We start from the raw sequence: 16,683 nt of genomic DNA on the forward strand, positions 1-16,683 counted from the left end.
TTGCATGAACATCCACTATCGTGCCGCCGAGCAGCATCTCGTCAGTAGGTCCGTCAGAAGTGAAGAGCAGCACGTCTATCCCTCTTTGTACAAGCCCATCACGAATATAGGTCAAATAGGAGGTATCATTGCCGTAGCTGCCATATTCATTTTCCACCTGCACCGCAAGAATCGGGCCACCCTTCGTTGAGAGCAGTGGAACAAGCTTAGGAATTAATACATCGTAATAGTGATCTACCTTCGCCAAATAGGCACTATCCGAGCAGCGAAGCTGCATATCACTCTCTTTCAATAGCCATGCCGGCAATCCCCCAAATTCCCACTCCGCACAAATAAATGGGCYCGGACGAACAATCACGTTCAAGCCCATTTGTCCCGCAAGCTCAATAAAATGGACGATGTCAGCCATTCCTTCAAATTGGAATTGACCTTCCTGCGGCTCATGCACATTCCAAGCAACGTAAGTTTCTACTGTATTAAATCCACATGCCTGCAATTTCTGCAAACGATCCATCCAATACTCTGGCACGACACGGAAATAGTGTATGGCACCCGACACGATACGGTAAGGCTCCCCATGCAAGTAATACTGCCCATCTCTAATCTCCAATTGACTCATGGTTTCCTCTCCCATTCTTTATAGTTTCCATTGTCAACAACGAATCTAATGACTATTAAACACGGCAAAACGTCTTATTATTGGCCGCTCTACCGACTCAAGTACAGTTAAACGTATTCTGTCCGTGGAAATTGGTTGGAAGACATCTATTTTTTTGTGCCCAATTGCGCTCCCACGGATCATTTCTATCCATTCATTGCCGGCTTGAACCTCAATCTTATAGTCCCGTACCCGTTCTCCGTAAGCGATATCTTCCATCGTAATGATATGGTCGATGATAAGTTTCCGAGGCAGCACAAGCTCGATAACCTCTCCCTCGCCAAACAGCTCGGCAAGTGAATGATCAAACCTGCGACGAACTTCGTTTCCAAATGAAATAACGCGGTTCACATCTGCCTCCGGGATAAGTCCACGATTATCTGGCGTTACATTCAATAGCAGTGTTGCACCATGACCAACCGACCGATAATAGATGTCCATTAATTGCTCCAAGGAAAGCAGCAGATGCTCCTCCTCAGGATGCCAGAACCATCGGTCCTTCCGAATAGGGACATCGCATTCTGCCGGTACCCATCGAGGTGTTTCAGGCAGCCATTTCAGTTCCCCTTCACTAAACATGCTTACCCGAGCAGATTCGGCTGTATTCCAGCAAGGATAAGGGGCAAGACCATCCTCATTTCCTACCCATCGGATCGTCGGCGCACCCATATTAAACACCATGGCATCGGGCTGATGCTGCTTGATTAGGTTCATGATTCGTTTCCAGTCGTACTCTCTTCCTTCGGAGCCCGCTCCATCGAACCAGATCTCAACGAGTGGACCATAACCCGTTAGCAATTCCTCCAGCTGACTAGCGTAGAAGAGATCATAAGCTTTTGGATCGGAATAACACGGTTCATGTCTATCCCAAGGAGATAAATAAAGGCCAAAGCCAATTCCTTCTTCCCGGCAGGCATCTGCACAATCCCTTACGATATCGCCTTTGCCCTCTCTCCAAGGACTAGAGGCAACCGAATAATCTGTCGTAGCGGTCGGCCAAAGACAGAAGCCGTCATGATGTTTTGCCGTAAGGACGAAGTATCTGAATCCAGCAGCCTTTGCCGTACGCACCCACTGGCGGGCATCAAGCTGGTCCGGATTAAATAAAGAAGGCGAGTCATTCCCATCGCCCCATTCCTGATCACAAAACGTATTCATTCCAAAGTGACAAAACATTCCGAGTTCAAGATCCTGCCAACGACGCTGCTGCTCGGTTGGCACTGATAATGATGATGATAAGTTAGCCATGCTGCATCTCCCTTTCCTTGCACTCCTAAGTTGCCATCGATCCGACACAAGAAAAAGGAGCTTTGCAGCAGCCATGTCTAGACTGCTCAAAGCTCCTCAATTTCGGTTTCAGTTCACTTAACTTTATTTTGTTTCTTTCTCATCAATGATTCTCGTCGCTTCTTTTACCATCCATGCTTGTACATCGTCAATGGAATCGCTGCTAAGCATGAACTTGCTAAAGCCATCTCCGATAACTTTCGTCAAATCAGCAGTACTTGTCGTTACCACTTGTGAAGCATCCAAATATTTAATTTCAGGGCCAAATAATGTGTTTTTAAGCGATTCAACATCATATTTATCAGCGTTTGCACCGATCAAGCGATCAAGTACGACGTTTTGGTCTGATTTTTTCCAGCCAGAGAATTCATTTCTTGATTCCGAATCCGTCGTTGTCATAAAGCGCATTAATTTGAATGAAGCTTCTTTATGCTTGGAAGTCGCACCCATTACTAGATGTCCGCCACCTACAAAGTACTTGCCGCCTTCATAATCTTTTGGCTGCGCATTCGCAGGAGGAAGCGGAACTGGAGCAAATGCCGTTTTGAAATCATGCGGATATTGCTCCGTATTTCCTGGGTCAGGAATCATAAAGCTTCCGGAAAGAATCATCGCAGCACTTTCACTGAAAAATTCAGTACGATAGTTAAGCTTCGATGCAAGAACATCCGCATAAGGCTTAGCCGATTTATCAACCGTTTCCATGTCTTTGCGCAGCTGGAAGAAGTATTTATAAGTTGGATCAGCCAAGATCGTCGTTCCATCATCATAACGGAAAGGATCTTTCATCACCGTTTGGGCTGGAGCATTCATATACAATTCCCATGTATGGAAGTACGAACCGTACTGTTTATCCACGCCTTCGCCTTTGGTCAGCTTCTTGGAATAATCACGGAAGTCATCCCATGTCCAACCGTATGTCGGCACTGGCAAGCCTGCTGCATCTAGGGCATCCTTATTCAATAGAATGAACTGGTAACCTGTAGACATCTGCATGCCGTAAGTTTTGTCGCCCACTTTTGGATTAACAAAATATTCATCCGCAGCAACAAGATTATTGGCAGCATAATATTCATCCAGCGGAGCTAGCGCGCCTCTAGTTGCTCTTTCGATAACCGCTGACGCGCTCGGAACGTTTACGACGTCGACCGCTTCACCCGAAGAGATTAGAAAATCAAGCTTTTTCAACATTTCCAAGGAATTACCCGGAACAAGGATGACATGCTCAACTTTAATATCCGGATTTTCTTTCTCAAATTCTTGCAGCATAGCTTTTGTACCAACCTCTTGAGCTGCACTGTCAAAATTGTAATACTTAATAGTCACTTGCTTGTCCGCCGTACCCTCAGACCCGGCAGCGTTTGAGCTTTTAGGCGAATTAGAATTACCTCCACATGCGCTTAGCACTGCAAAAGCCGCTAACAAAAGACAGATCGAAACTAAAAACTTGCGTTTACCCTTATGATTCATTTTTTTGCCCCCCTATTTAATAGCTGACTCATCTTCTTTCATCATCAGTATAAAGATTGGACGATTCATAGAAGAGTATAATTTTGAGGTAAAATGATTACTTTTTTGACTTTTTTTCAAATATCACCCTTTGACTCCGCCAAGGGCAATTCCGTTAATGACTTGCTTCTGCAATATAATAAATATAATTAATAAAGGGATAATAGCTGACAGCGCGGCCATCATCATAATGGCATCATTCGTTGTATAATCATCCCTGAACAGGCTCATACCAAGCGGGATCGTATACAAATCTTTGGATTGCAGGAAAATAAGCGGATTCTGATAATCATTCCATGACCATATGAACTTTATAATAGCGACGGTAGCAAGCACCGGTTGGCAAAGCGGAATGATAATCGAGCGGAAAATCCTTAAATGGCCAGCTCCATCAATTCTCGCAGCTTCCATATACTCATCGCTGATGCCCGCCATGAACTGACGAAGCAGGAATGTGAAATAAATAGAAAACATCCCCATAAAAATAAGCGCAAAGTGACTATCATAAATACCCAGCCAGCGAACCAGCATAAACCGAGGAATTAGAGTGGCCTGATCCGGTATAATCATGAACGAAATCAAAGCCATAAATACAAGGCCTCTTCCTCTAAACCGGAGTTTGGTAAATGCAAAAGCTGCCATAGTGGAAAAGAGCAATGTGAGACATGTGACTATTAAAGCTATTTTAATAGAGTTGAAATAAATATGAAGAAAGTTTACATTTCCCATCCAAACTGCTTTAAAATTGTACAACACATTAATATTTTTAGGAATCCACTCAATGGGAAAACGCATAACATCCTTTTCAAATTTAAACGCTGATGAAATCATCCATATGAATGGAACTAAGAAGAAAATAGATATGGCACCCATGATAATGGTAACAATTATTTTTGATATATTTTTTCTTATGATAAGCAAGCTGACCCCTCCCCCTTATAATGATTCTTCATTTCTGAATTTCCAGGTAACCGCAGTAATGACAGCAATAATCGCAAATAGCAGCCATGAGATTGAAGCCGCGTACCCCATGTTATAATTCACGAATCCTTCCTCATAAATCCGGAATACGATGACTGTAGAAGAATTGTCTGGTCCCCCAGCTGTCAAATAAGAGATAATATCAAATACTTTAAAAGAACCAATCAACATCGTAATAAACAAGAAGAACGTTGTCGGACGAAGCAATGGAACCGTGATTTTGAGAAACTTGGTCATTGAAGTCGCACCGTCGATATCCGCCGCTTCATATAGTTCATTCGAAATACTTGTAAGACCGGCCAAATAAATAATAATCGTATAACCAAGCCCTGCCCAAGAAGTGATGATCGCAATGGCGATAAGTGAAGTTTTTGGGTCCACCAGCCACTTAGGCGGGTTGGAAACGCCTAGATCCATCAAAAACTGATTAATCGGTCCTAGTGAAGGATGGAACAATGCGCTCCACACTGCCGCTACAGCAATAATGGATGAAATATAGGGAATGAAAAACACAACCTTAAAGTAATCCTTCCAAAACACCTTATTGTGAATGAGAACAGCGAGTACCAGCGATATAGCAATTGGAACCGGCACCGTTAGCACGGTATAAAGCAGATTGTTTTTCAACGCTTTAATGATCGTTGGATCATGAAACATTTTAATATAATTGTCGATACCGTTAAACTTAATGCCCCCTAGGCCTGATAACAGGTCCCACGAAGTAAAGYTCAAATAAAGAGAAAACCCAAGTGCAAATACATTCAGCAATAACATACCTATGATTTCTGGGGCAAGAAACAGCCAGCCGATTAATGCTTCTTTACGCCTCGGAGTCCAAAATTTTCTTGGCTTCTGTAGAATTTCAGGGTTTGTGATTGGTTTAGCAGCTTCCATTTCGTATCACCTCAACATTTATTAAGTTGATACTAATGATAATAGAAATCCATAGGACAAGAACGATGGATTATGACTTCGTAGGAGCAATATTTTGACTTTCCAAATGGGTTACATTCGGCGAAAACACCTTAAGAGTTATGAACAATGGGAACGACAAAAAAACCTGTAACCCGGCTTTATCGGAGGACAGGTTTCGATTATGACTGCAGTCTATTCATCTTACATAAGTGTTAATCGTATAATTGGCTTTATATTCACTTGGAGTCATGCCTATATACTTCTTGAACACTTTTGAAAAATAAGTTCTATCCGAATATCCCAGTCCCATAGCTAAAGATTCGATGCTTTGGTTGGACGTTTTCAGCATTTTAGCAGCAATTTTCATTTTATACTGGTGGACAAAATCCGTGAAATTCACACCCGTCAGTCGTTTGAAATAGCGGGAGAAGTAGCTTGAATTCAAATACAAATGACGCGCCATGTCAATTGAGGTAATATTTTCGGATAAATTTTTATCTAAATATTGTTGAATCACCTGCAGTTTTGGCTCCTGGATCACAGGTTCTAATCCCTTCTGCCGGTTTTTCGCAATGTGAATAAGCTTTCTCTCAATCAGTCCTGTTACATCGAGCAAAGTCCTTGCAGAAGACAGGTATATATAAATCCCCTCATCCGACTTCCATCTTGAGAACATTAAATCAATGCTGCGAATGAGTGTTGATAAATCTTGAACCAACTCACTTGGCTCGACTCTATTCTCCTCTGCATTTTTTCCAATATTAGCGACGATATTATGGATACTGTCAAAGTCGCCTTTCATAATCGCGCGCTCAATATCTGATTTATAACAATCTAGAAAACCTAGCGGATAAGATAAAAACATGTTCTGCAAGAAAACATTCATATTCGCAACCGTAAACTCACTGCTTTTGTAAAACTCATTTTTATATTGAATCACCTGCTGATAGACGGCTCCAATGGATTGCAGCTCCATCTTATCTGTCACGGTGACTATATTAAGCTGCAATTTCAGAAACTGTAGACAAAGAGCCTGCAGCTCCTGCATATACTTTTGAAAATAAGGATAAGCATTGTTCGCCAAATTATTTCGGTAATTATACAAAATAACTAAATTGTCTTTTTCCAAAAATGGTGTTATTCCATCATACGAACCAGACAGCTCCACCGCAATATTGTGAATCGCATAAAAAATTAACGAAATATTGTTCTGAACGTAAAGCGATTCGTAAGTTGAGAAATTGATATGGACGACACCCATCATAAAGAAGGGGTATCCCCATGAGATGCCTAGCTGAGCTGCATACCCCACAGTTGATGTGGGATTAACACCATCAATGACTCTTTGAAACAAGCCTTGCTTGAACAGCTCACTGTTATAGTTCGATACTTCATTGTCGATCTTTGGGACTTTCATTTTGAGCAATTGTATGGATTTTCCTAAGCTTTGCTCAAGCTGCTCCGCCGTTAATTGATCTTTAAGAAGATAATCATCGGCATTCAGCTTTACTGCCTGCTGTGCGTAATGAAAATCCTCGTGGCACGTCAAAAATATGACTCTAATATCCGGTTTCATCCGGCGGAAAATAGCTGCTAGCTCGATACCGCTTTTTTGCGGCAGTCCAATGTCAGTGATGACGATATCAGGCGACGTTTCTTCAAACATATGCAATGCCTTTGCACTTGAATAGGTAGCCCCCACTACATGCAGCTGGAGTGACTCCCAATCGATCATTTGCTGCAAAACCCGAATCATAGGGACGTCATCATCAATTAACATGACTTTATACATCACCGTTTCACCCCTCCGAAGAATAAACATGTCGTTCAATAACAGGAAGATGAAGGAAGGCTGTTACCCCGCCCTGTGCATTTTCATATAGAGCTAACGCCGCCGCTTGACCAAATGTTAATCTTGACCTTTGAATCACATTAATCAAGCCGACCCTTTGATAAGAAGAGGACTGCTCTTTGCCGACGGAATGCAGATGATGGTTCAGTACAGCTAAATGTTCTTCCTCTATTCCGCTTCCGTTATCCTCTATTTCAATGATTATTCCGTTCTCTACTCTTCTAGCTTGGATCGAAATTTTGGCAGCAGGATTGTCTACCAAACCATGTACAATCGCATTTTCAATTAAAGGCTGCAGCATCAGCTTCGGAATTAATAATTGTTCCAGCCCTGGTTCAAGCTCAACCGTAAGCTCAAGAACCATTTCATTTCTGATCTTCATAATATCGATGTAATGCCCGAGCAGCACGCACTCATCCTTCAATGAGGTCGGTTCATTTACCTTCAGATAGGCTCTGRGCAAGCTCATTAATGAATCGATGCTTTTGCTATGCAGAAGATCCTTGTGCAGGATGAGACTGCATTTGATAGAGTTCAATGTATTAATTAGAAAATGCGGCCGAATTTGCATGAACAAAGCCTCGAGCTCCATGACTCTCTTCAGCTCCTGTTCATGCTCAATATCATGGATAAGCCCCTTGAGCTGCTCCATCATCGTGTTCAACGAATGACCTAGCTCAGCGATATCGTCTTTGCCTTTCACTTCAAGCTTCACATCAAGGTTTCCCATCCCAAATTGCCTGACTGCACGCTGCAATTTTTGAATAGGCCTGTGCAATCTCCTTGCAATAAACATAGAAGATATGGAAAAAATAATAAAGAGGAAAATAACGCCTCCAATACCCAAATAGAAGGTTCTTGAAATTTCCCCCGTAAAGGTTTCCTTGTTCGCTTCATAAACAAGCGTCCAGTCCGTTTTGTCTAACGTGACTTCAGAACGGAGAATATCTCTGCTTGCTGCTGCATCGTGCGACAGAAGCTCCGTGCTACCAGCAATAAGAGTTCCCTCTGCATCAAATAGCGCTACTTTACCAAACTCAATGGGCTTTAGCACTTTCTCAAAGTATGACTCTGAAATACCAATAATCAGAACCGATAGATAGCGTTTGTCATCATTATCATGAATCACTCTTGCCATATAATAGGTCCCTTCCTTATCGGACTCTTCTTTTACCATACCGAGCCGTTGCAGGGTTTCAGGCCTTTTGAGATCAATTTTTTCATATAAATCGTCTAGGTTTCTATTAACTAAATTCAAATCATCCTCATTCGAAGAAATAATAAAGCCTTTTCTATTGACCAAATACATTCGAATGTTATTATTTAAGGGTTTCGATGTAATGAGAGAAAATACTCCCTTTATGTTCGTAAAATTTGTGTAATCCGCATACGTATTCAACCGTTCTGTATCCGCGAATTTTTTCAAATCTGACCGGACATTCGTATCATTAACGATGAAATGCGATGCAAATATAACATCATCAATCGTTGTTCCGATCTCTTCGATCATGACATTCAAGAAGTTGTCATTGCTCAGTTGAAGCTTCTCAACCATTGTCTCTTTAATGAGCACAAATGAGATGACAGATACAGTAATGATAGGAACAATAATAAATAGGAGAAATGACAGCTGAATTTTTTGATAATAGCTCAACCTAGACATATTTACCGCGCCTCTTTCAAGTTGCTTTCATGACTATTGCAGCAGGGTTGCTTATCGCTTTTTTCGCATTTCAGGCTTTATTTTATAACGGTAATCTCCTTGACCTTTTCTTTCAAGGATATCAACACCACTTCGCCAAAAATTTGTGTGCCGTCAACCATGTATGAATCAATATGAGAGGATGGAGCCCTATGGCATACAACAATGATATATTGCTCTGTTGAATGCGGAATCACAATTCGGCATGCTTCTACGCTCTTATCCTCTGCCAACTCACCAGTATATAGGTAGACTGGAACTTTTTCAACGATAGGAATGCTTGTTTCTCCCGCGCGTAAAGGGTAAAGAACCTGCATCATCGATGTCGTACCTGAACCAGTTCTCTCGTAGGTCACATATTGGTTAGGCTCCACTAGGTTATATTCATAAGAAATAACACCCTCGCTCTGCTCAGCCTTAAGTCCAGCAGTCTGGATCGGAATAATGCAAAGATTTGCATCATTCTCATTTGTAGTGCGACAAATACCTGTCTCCTGCGATAAGCTCAGTTGTCCAGGAGCAAAGTGAAAAAACTGCTTAAACGTATGTTCATTCTGGCTTTTAAAGCAATCCACCACAAGCCAAAAATACGGTTTTACAAAGATGATGCTCCTGCTTGGGTAGACAGGATCATCCAAATGAATGTATCCATCATGAGTCCCGCTAACGTAATCAAAATTCGGCTCCGAAATCCACTCCGTGCCTGTTCTTGAAGCTATTCGCCTAAATTGCCATGTATCGATAACTTCCGTAAATTCAGTATCATCAACTACCGTTGTATTATGGGAGCTGCAATGTTTAAGCTGCTTCCGCAGCGGCGTATGATCAGAGTAGTTGTATCTCCCTAGATCCGTAAGCAGATCCTTGCCGTACGCATGAATATCGATATGAAGCATATCCGCGTGCCCATGTCCTCCTCCAAGAGGACCACAGCGGAAATAGAGATACAACGCTTGTTCTTCCCAGTCAGAGCGCATCACATAATGCCCTGAGTGTTCAAACGCATAAGATTGCTGCGGCGGTATTTGAACGGGGCAATCTTCATAATAGCCAATACCTTCAGGCCCGAAGTTCCAAGCTTGATCAAAATCGGCCTTCTCCCATCCAGCAAACCGAAACACGGGATCTTTGAAAATAATCGCAGCAGCCGTCATAACTGACCGAATATCATTATTATCGCTATCACCAAGCATCACCTGTCTATGATCCGGTCTTGCCCAGTAGAGAGAGGCAGCAGCCATGCTCTTTACCGAATGAGTAAAACTAGCTTCCATGATCATTTTATTTTTTTGAGCCAGAGTCATAATGTCTAGGAAGCAGTTCAGCACCTCATGATGATATGTAGGGGACTGCTCCCAGTGAATGCCGTCCTTCATCACTTGCAGTCGTGACGTTTCTCTCAGCCTCTCAGCCGTTAACTGCTGCCAGTGAAGTGTTCGCTTAAATTCTGGAACGAATACGGACATTTGGAATAATCCACTTGTCTCAATAACTCCCCAGTTGCTAATATTACTCCAGCCTGTGAATGATGAAGCTAAATATTCCGCATGCTCATGGAGGGAGACTAACATCTTTGCAAATAGATGCGGCGTCATAACTTGGCTTTCAATTAAATAAGGCAGTGCCTTGATCCAGTTGCTGCAGCGCAGCCCCGCCTCAATAGAGCGCCAAGTTAACGTATTCCTAGTCTGCGCCGAAGGAACAGGATTTCGATCAATCCAATCCTCTAATTGTAGACAGAAGGTGCTCGCGTATTTCTCATCTCCAGTAAGCTGATAAGCTTGTCCAAGTGCAATCCAGTAACGGTGTCGATTAAGCATGTAGGCCCATTCCACATCACTACCTTGAATGTGATTCCAATCTATTAGCCGATCAAAGCTTACAGGAACACGGGTACGTTCCATATCCCACTGAAAGCGGAATAGGAAGGTTTGCGATACGACCTCATCAGCTGTTTGCAGCACATCCTGCACTTCTTCTGAGCAATGTACATTGACGTAGTCGCAAACCTGTTGTATTTCTTTCTTTTGCAAATACATTCTAGGAGAAGTTCGCTCTATAAAATATTGCTTTAGCACCGCAAATGCATCATCAAGCCGATTCTGAAGGATGGCCTTCTTTACCACTTCTAACCCTTCATAATCTAGGTTTAATAGGTTAAATAGGCGCTCTTCATACTGAGCTTGGTTATTTGCCTTCATACCAATAACCTCCGATACCCTTCTCAAGCCTCATCAGCGCTTCCAGATAGTAATAATCTCCCCAGATCATATAGTCATCTGGCGACAATCCTCCGTGCACATAATATGATCCATGCTTAAGCAGTCCTTCAGCGTCTTCTTCCCCAATCGTCGCGTATTTCTGAACGAGTGAGGTCATTGATTTCTCAAGATGTTCTTGGAAATAAAGACGTTCAGTGTCTTGCTGCTCCATGAGGGATAGGAGCTCTAATAATCCCGCAGCTACAATCGCAGAGGCCGAGCTGTCTCTGTAGGTATCTCTCTCAATGGGAGCATTGAAGTCCCAGTAGGCTACATGGTCGTCTGGCAAATGCTCAAGGAAATAACGGGCAAGTCGCTTTGAAGCTTCGAGGAACTTTTTATCCTTCGTGTAGCGATAAGAGAGTGCGAATCCATATACCCCCCACGCTTGTCCCCTTGTCCAAGTTGAACCATTCGTATACCCTTGATGCGTCGCCCCACCGATCGGTTCACCCGTTTCTGGCTGAAAGAAGAACGTATGATAGGAGCTGTCATCCCCTCTTACGAGATAACGCCTTGATTTTTCTGCTTGTATACGAGCTGCTTCCATATAGGATGGATTTCCTGTCTGTTCGCTCGCCCAATACAACAGTGGAAGATTTAACAGACAATCGATGATGATCCGGCCGCCTTCTTTAGCATCTCCCATTTGTCCCCAAGCTTGAATATAGCCGCCAGATTCACACCACCGGTTCATAAGCAAATCAGCTGCTTGCAGCGTTAATTGTCGAGCTGCTTCATTCTTCTCCACGATCCATTGTGCTTTGGAGGATAGGGAGTATAAAAAACCGATATCATGATGATCTAGCACAACGTGATCCTTCAAACGTTGATGAAAACTTGTAACCGTCTGATCCGCTGCATTCCGAAACCGTTCGTCTAGTGTATATTCGTAGCATAACCACAGCATCCCGCTCCAAAAGCCATTGGTCCAATCATTATTTTCATTCAATTCATAGGTTCCATTGCTGCTGACATGAGGGAATTTCCCCTCAAATCTTTCTATATTTTTTAGCGTCTTTGCAATAGCATCATCAATAGCCGTTTTCCACACGATGCAAGGCCCCCTTCATTCAGCAATTTATTAGTTACGCTCAATCATAACGAAAGAATGATCGTCTAATGAGAATGAATTTTTGCTGGAACGTGCATTATTTTGACTTTTTTCAAGAACTTCGTATGATCCATGATTAAAATACAAAAAGAGGTTTCCCACGCCTCGTTTAAGACGTTGGTAACCTCTTTATTTATGTTAGTCTCATATGTATGGAGACTCCGTCTACCAATTATAAGTGTCACTCTGTTGCCGGCTTAACAACATACATGGTTTCGGGTGGCATCACAAATTTATAGGTGCAATCCGTCCATTCAGCCATTATAAGTTTATTTGCCAAATCACGAATTCCAAGCTGTACCTTGCTATAAATAGCAAGCTTCCCGCCGATCTCAGTACGAATCTTGGCTTCCATCAGCTTTCCATCCAACCATTCGATATCAACCGTGAACCCGCCCCTTGCCCGCAAGCCTGTAATACGGCCGGATGTCCATGCGGGAGGAAGTGCGGGCAGCAAAAGCAGCTCGCCTCCGTGCGATTGCAGCAGCATTTCTTGAATTGCCGCTGCCCCTCCAAAATTAGCGTCAATCTGAAATGGCGGATGATCTCCGAATAAATTAGGATGAACGGCTTTACGCAACAAATCTTGCAAGCTGTTATGGGATTTATCGCGATCACCTAACCTCGCCCAAAAATTCGCAATCCAGGCCTGACTCCATCCTGTATGTCCGCCTCCATGCGCCAATCTCCGCTCGAGGGTACGCCGTGCGCCTTCTCCTAAATCCGGCATTCGATGAGCCAATATTTGCTCCCCCGGATTAAGAGCAAATAGATGTGAAATGTGGCGGTGTCCAGGCTCAGCTTCCTCATAGTCGACAGCCCATTCCATAATCTGACCGTACTGGCCAATCTCCGGCTTAGGGAGTCTGCTCCGAGCTTCCATCCATTCCACTTGAAGCAATGGATCAAGATCAACAATTTTTGCTGACTCTATACAGGCGGTAAATAATGCATAAAGTATCTGAGAATCCATCGAAGGACCAACGCATAACGACCCGATTGCGCCGCTTTCTGATACATAACTGTTCTCTGGAGAAAGGGACGGCGCGGTTATAAGCCTGCCTTTGTCATCTTCGATTAGATAATCGAGGAAAAAAAGCGAAGCCTCCTTCAGCACCGGATAGGCTCGTTCACGTAGAAACGATACGTTGCCGTTGTATCTGTAATGCTCCCATAAATGAAGGGCAAGCCACGCACCTCCTGATGGCCAAAAAATTGCTGGCGCCCACGCGCAAAATATCCCTGTTTCCGCCCACAGATTGGTTACAGAATGTGCTACAAAACCTCTTGCACCGTATAATTTGCATGCCGTTTCTCGTCCGTTAACCACCAGCCGATCGATGAGGTCGAACAGCGGCTCATGACATTCAGCCAAATTGCCCGCTTCCGCGATCCAGTAATTCATCTGCAAATTGATATTCAGATGGAAGTCAGATTCCCAAGGAGCTGTGAAGCTTTCATTCCATATTCCCTGTAAATTAGCCGGCAGGCTGCCGGGTCTTGAGCTTGCCATTAGCAAATAACGTCCATAATGATAGAACAACGCTTCAAGACCTACATCTGTATGACCCTGCTGATAATGCAGCAGCCGCTCAGAGGTAGTTTTTTGTTCAAGCTCAAGATTATTCTCATCAGCAGAGCCTAACGTTAGTGAAACTCTATCGAATAAATGACTATGGTTTTGAACATGTCTATTCCTAAGCTCTGCATATGGCAAAGAAGCTGCCTGCTCCACCTGTTTGAGCGCCTCCATGCACGGATCAATGCACCTAAACGAGGTCTGTGCCGCTACTATTAAAGTAACTGCACTCGCATGACGGATATCCAAATAGTTCCCAACCGTCTGTATCTCGCCCCCATCCACAACTGCTCGTAATACAGCTGCGTAATGAACGCCACCTGGCCCACATTGTCCTTTCATTGTCAAAGTACCCTCTGCCTCACTGCCAACTTCCCCCTCGAATGTCCTTCGACTCAAACGGGCAGTTAAAGTAAGAGCAGCCTGCTGCGATGCAGTCAGACGGATAATTAATACTTGGTCTGCTGCGCTCGAGAAGACTTCCCGCCGATAATGAATTGACTCAGACTTATACTCAATAAAGTTGATTCCAGAATGAAGATTCAACTCACGCTGATAATCCGAAGCGTTGTGATGACCTTCCATCTTAATGGTTAAATCACCAAGCGGCTGATACGGGCCAAAATAATGCGGCGCATTGGTCATATGCAGCAACGCTAATCTTTCTGCTTCCTGCGGTTCTCCTTCCAGCAATAAGCTTCTAATTTCCAGCAGCTTTCCAATGGATGCTGGATTATCATTCCCCATCGGTCCTCCATACCAGATGGAGTCTTCATTTAATTGAATTCTCTCGGATTGAATTCCACCGAATACCATGCCGCCCAAGCGTCCATTGCCGATTGGAAATGCCTCAGTCCAAACATTAGCAGGCCGTTTCTCTATTAATCTATCATTGTTAATCCCCATATTTTCTCACTCCAAATTAGTCCTTTAGAACGCTGTGCTAGTAACTTAAATTTTTAGTAATTTAAAATCCAAGGAACTTAAACACTAGTAACTTAAAACGCGTGTAATACTGAAATATACAACAGTAATCATTCCACTATAGAGCAAACAAGGACAAATCAAAGGAGCGATACTGACTTTGGGCAAGTAAATTTTTGACTATCTGAATTTTTATATCGTTGTACTTTAGTTCTTACTTTGTTTTAAATAGTGGCAGCGCTTCTGACCTCTATTTGCGCGGAGGAGGTGGAGAGAACAAGGGGGATAAGCGTAGTAATTATTGATTTTTCAGACTCATGGAATACCAATTTTCAATACAAGGAAAACATCTCGCAGGACTCGAAAAACACTGGATTTTTAATAACCAAAAAAGCCCCCGCCACCTTCCGTTTCATTCTGGTCAAGACCCCTATTTGTAGACATTGCAAAAAGCACCTAGGTAGAAAGCTGACGTCTGTATGGTCATACCCCTGTCAAGTAGACAGTTATAAAAAGCTATGCTGTCAGCGCGCACCGATATTCAATTGGTGCGCGCTGCTTCAGTTTAGATTGATACCGCTGGTAGTTATAAAAGTAAATGTACTCTTCCACAGCTTGCCGAATTTCCGTTCCTGATTTACACTGTTGGAGATACAACTTCTCTGTCTTGAGATGCGAAAAAAAGGATTCGATGCATGCGTTATCTAGGCAGGTTGCTTTGCGAGAGTGGCTGCCTTTAACGCCGAATGCTTCTAAGCGCGTGTTGTATGCCTGAGACGTATATTGGAAGCCTTGATCCGAGTGGAGAACGGCTTCTGAAACGTCTCTTTTTCTTGTCCACTCTTCAACGGTATCCAGCACGAGTTGCACATCGTTGCGCGAAGACAACTGCCAAGCGACAACCTCATTGTTGAATAAATCTTGAATGACAGAGAGGTAGTGGAAGTTCGTGCCGTCGGAAATGTAGGTAATATCCGTGACCATTTTTTGTGAAGGTGCTGTGGCATGGAATTCGCGTTTAAGACGGTTCGGGAACACGACCGAGGGCGTGTAATTAGACTGTCTTCGCTTCCTTCGAATAACAGATTGAATGGACAGTGYCTTCATAAGTCGCCATACCTTCTTGTGATTAACGATGTATCCTGCCTCCCGTAAGGCTATCTTCATACGTGGGTACCCGAAGTAAGGGTGTGTGAAATGGATGGCCATCATGTGCTCTTTAATCTCATGATCTCGGTCTTGTCTGTCATCACGCTGAGGCTGCGTGGATCGCTATTTGTAATAGCTGGCTCTTGGTATTCCTGCAAGGGCTAACAGGCGTGTAATGCCATGCAGACGGCGTAGTTCTTCGACTATATCATAGTTGTCTCGCTGACCTGGTGCTTCTCCTTTACTAGATTTGGATAACGCTTTTTTAAGTAATCTACCTGCGCTTTCAGATAATCTCGTTCTTCCTCAACGGTACTGAAGATCGTGCGAGGACGTCCTGTAAGAGGGTTAGGTATCTTATCTGCGCGCACGTCAAAAGCCTCTCCGTTTTGCCATTTCTTCACCCATACCTTCAATTGGCTACAGTTTCTAATTTCAAACTTTTCAGCCACTTTCTTATAGCTGGATGATCCCTTCATATACTCTTGTACCGCAGCCAGCTTAAATTCTTCTGTATATTGCTTAAATGTTTGTCCCTTTTTAGCCATAGAAAAATCCCCTCCAAGTTCACTCTTTCCTTCATGATAACATGAGGTTTTTTTTGAGTGTCTACTTAAAGGGGATAATACCAGTAAGCAACAGGCGTCAGTTTTTTTAGTTTTCTCTGCGGTCGCTCGTTATTATTGAAATGCAAATATTCTTCAATTCTCCTTTGTGCCTCTTCTAAACTTCGGATATGATAAGGATAGAGT

General features: G+C 43.2%; 13 protein-coding genes. All 13 read right to left on the minus strand.

The genetic code is table 11. The features are described 5' to 3' along the window. Nucleotides 1-619 (minus strand): beta-galactosidase (locus AB4Z17_RS23940; protein WP_441962499.1); only part of this gene is annotated, 619 nt, incomplete at its 3' end. 45 nt (nucleotides 620-664) lie between these two features. Next, a complete protein-coding gene (locus AB4Z17_RS23945; RefSeq protein ID WP_441962501.1) occupies nucleotides 665-1,906 on the minus strand; it encodes an alpha-L-fucosidase in 1,242 nt (413 codons plus the stop codon). A 123-nt stretch (nucleotides 1,907-2,029) separates the two neighbouring features. Further along, on the minus strand, nucleotides 2,030-3,415 hold the full coding sequence (locus AB4Z17_RS23950) for an ABC transporter substrate-binding protein (protein WP_076269514.1): 1,386 nt from the start codon (nucleotides 3,413-3,415) through the stop codon (nucleotides 2,030-2,032). Nucleotides 3,416-3,538: 123 nt separating this feature from the next. Beyond that, nucleotides 3,539-4,327, minus strand: coding sequence for a carbohydrate ABC transporter permease (locus AB4Z17_RS23955; RefSeq protein WP_076269617.1), 789 nt, complete (start codon nucleotides 4,325-4,327; stop codon nucleotides 3,539-3,541). Between the two features lie 63 nt (nucleotides 4,328-4,390). Then, nucleotides 4,391-5,329, minus strand: a complete 939-nt coding sequence (locus tag AB4Z17_RS23960; protein ID WP_441962503.1) for a carbohydrate ABC transporter permease — start codon at nucleotides 5,327-5,329, stop codon at nucleotides 4,391-4,393. Between the two features lie 217 nt (nucleotides 5,330-5,546). Next, entirely contained in the window at nucleotides 5,547-7,142 is a 1,596-nt protein-coding gene (locus AB4Z17_RS23965; RefSeq protein WP_441962516.1) for a response regulator transcription factor, read from the minus strand. Nucleotides 7,143-7,149: 7 nt separating this feature from the next. After that, nucleotides 7,150-8,865, minus strand: coding sequence for a sensor histidine kinase (locus AB4Z17_RS23970; protein ID WP_441962505.1), 1,716 nt, complete (start codon nucleotides 8,863-8,865; stop codon nucleotides 7,150-7,152). 77 nt (nucleotides 8,866-8,942) lie between these two features. Then, the gene (locus AB4Z17_RS23975; protein WP_441962506.1) at nucleotides 8,943-11,105 is read right to left on the minus strand and encodes an alginate lyase family protein; all 2,163 of its coding nucleotides are present in this window, start codon (nucleotides 11,103-11,105) and stop codon (nucleotides 8,943-8,945) included. After that, a complete protein-coding gene (locus AB4Z17_RS23980) occupies nucleotides 11,092-12,219 on the minus strand; it encodes a glycoside hydrolase family 88 protein (protein ID WP_441962508.1) in 1,128 nt (375 codons plus the stop codon). Before AB4Z17_RS23980 ends, AB4Z17_RS23975 begins: the two co-directional genes overlap by 14 nt. A 241-nt stretch (nucleotides 12,220-12,460) precedes the next feature. Further along, the gene (locus AB4Z17_RS23985) at nucleotides 12,461-14,764 is read right to left on the minus strand and encodes a glycoside hydrolase family 95 protein (RefSeq protein ID WP_441962510.1); all 2,304 of its coding nucleotides are present in this window, start codon (nucleotides 14,762-14,764) and stop codon (nucleotides 12,461-12,463) included. Nucleotides 14,765-15,298: 534 nt separating this feature from the next. Further along, on the minus strand, nucleotides 15,299-15,994 hold the full coding sequence (locus AB4Z17_RS23990; RefSeq protein ID WP_441962512.1) for an IS3 family transposase: 696 nt from the start codon (nucleotides 15,992-15,994) through the stop codon (nucleotides 15,299-15,301). Between the two features lie 140 nt (nucleotides 15,995-16,134). Next, on the minus strand, nucleotides 16,135-16,479 hold the full coding sequence (locus tag AB4Z17_RS23995) for a transposase (RefSeq protein WP_441962514.1): 345 nt from the start codon (nucleotides 16,477-16,479) through the stop codon (nucleotides 16,135-16,137). A gap of 65 nt (nucleotides 16,480-16,544) precedes the next feature. After that, nucleotides 16,545-16,667, minus strand: coding sequence for an IS3 family transposase (locus AB4Z17_RS24000; RefSeq protein ID WP_441962518.1), 123 nt, complete (start codon nucleotides 16,665-16,667; stop codon nucleotides 16,545-16,547). Nucleotides 16,668-16,683: the final 16 nt, after the last annotated feature.

The sequence above is a fragment of the Paenibacillus sp. TAF43_2 genome (genome assembly GCF_052113545.1).
GTDB lineage: Bacteria > Bacillota > Bacilli > Paenibacillales > Paenibacillaceae > Pristimantibacillus.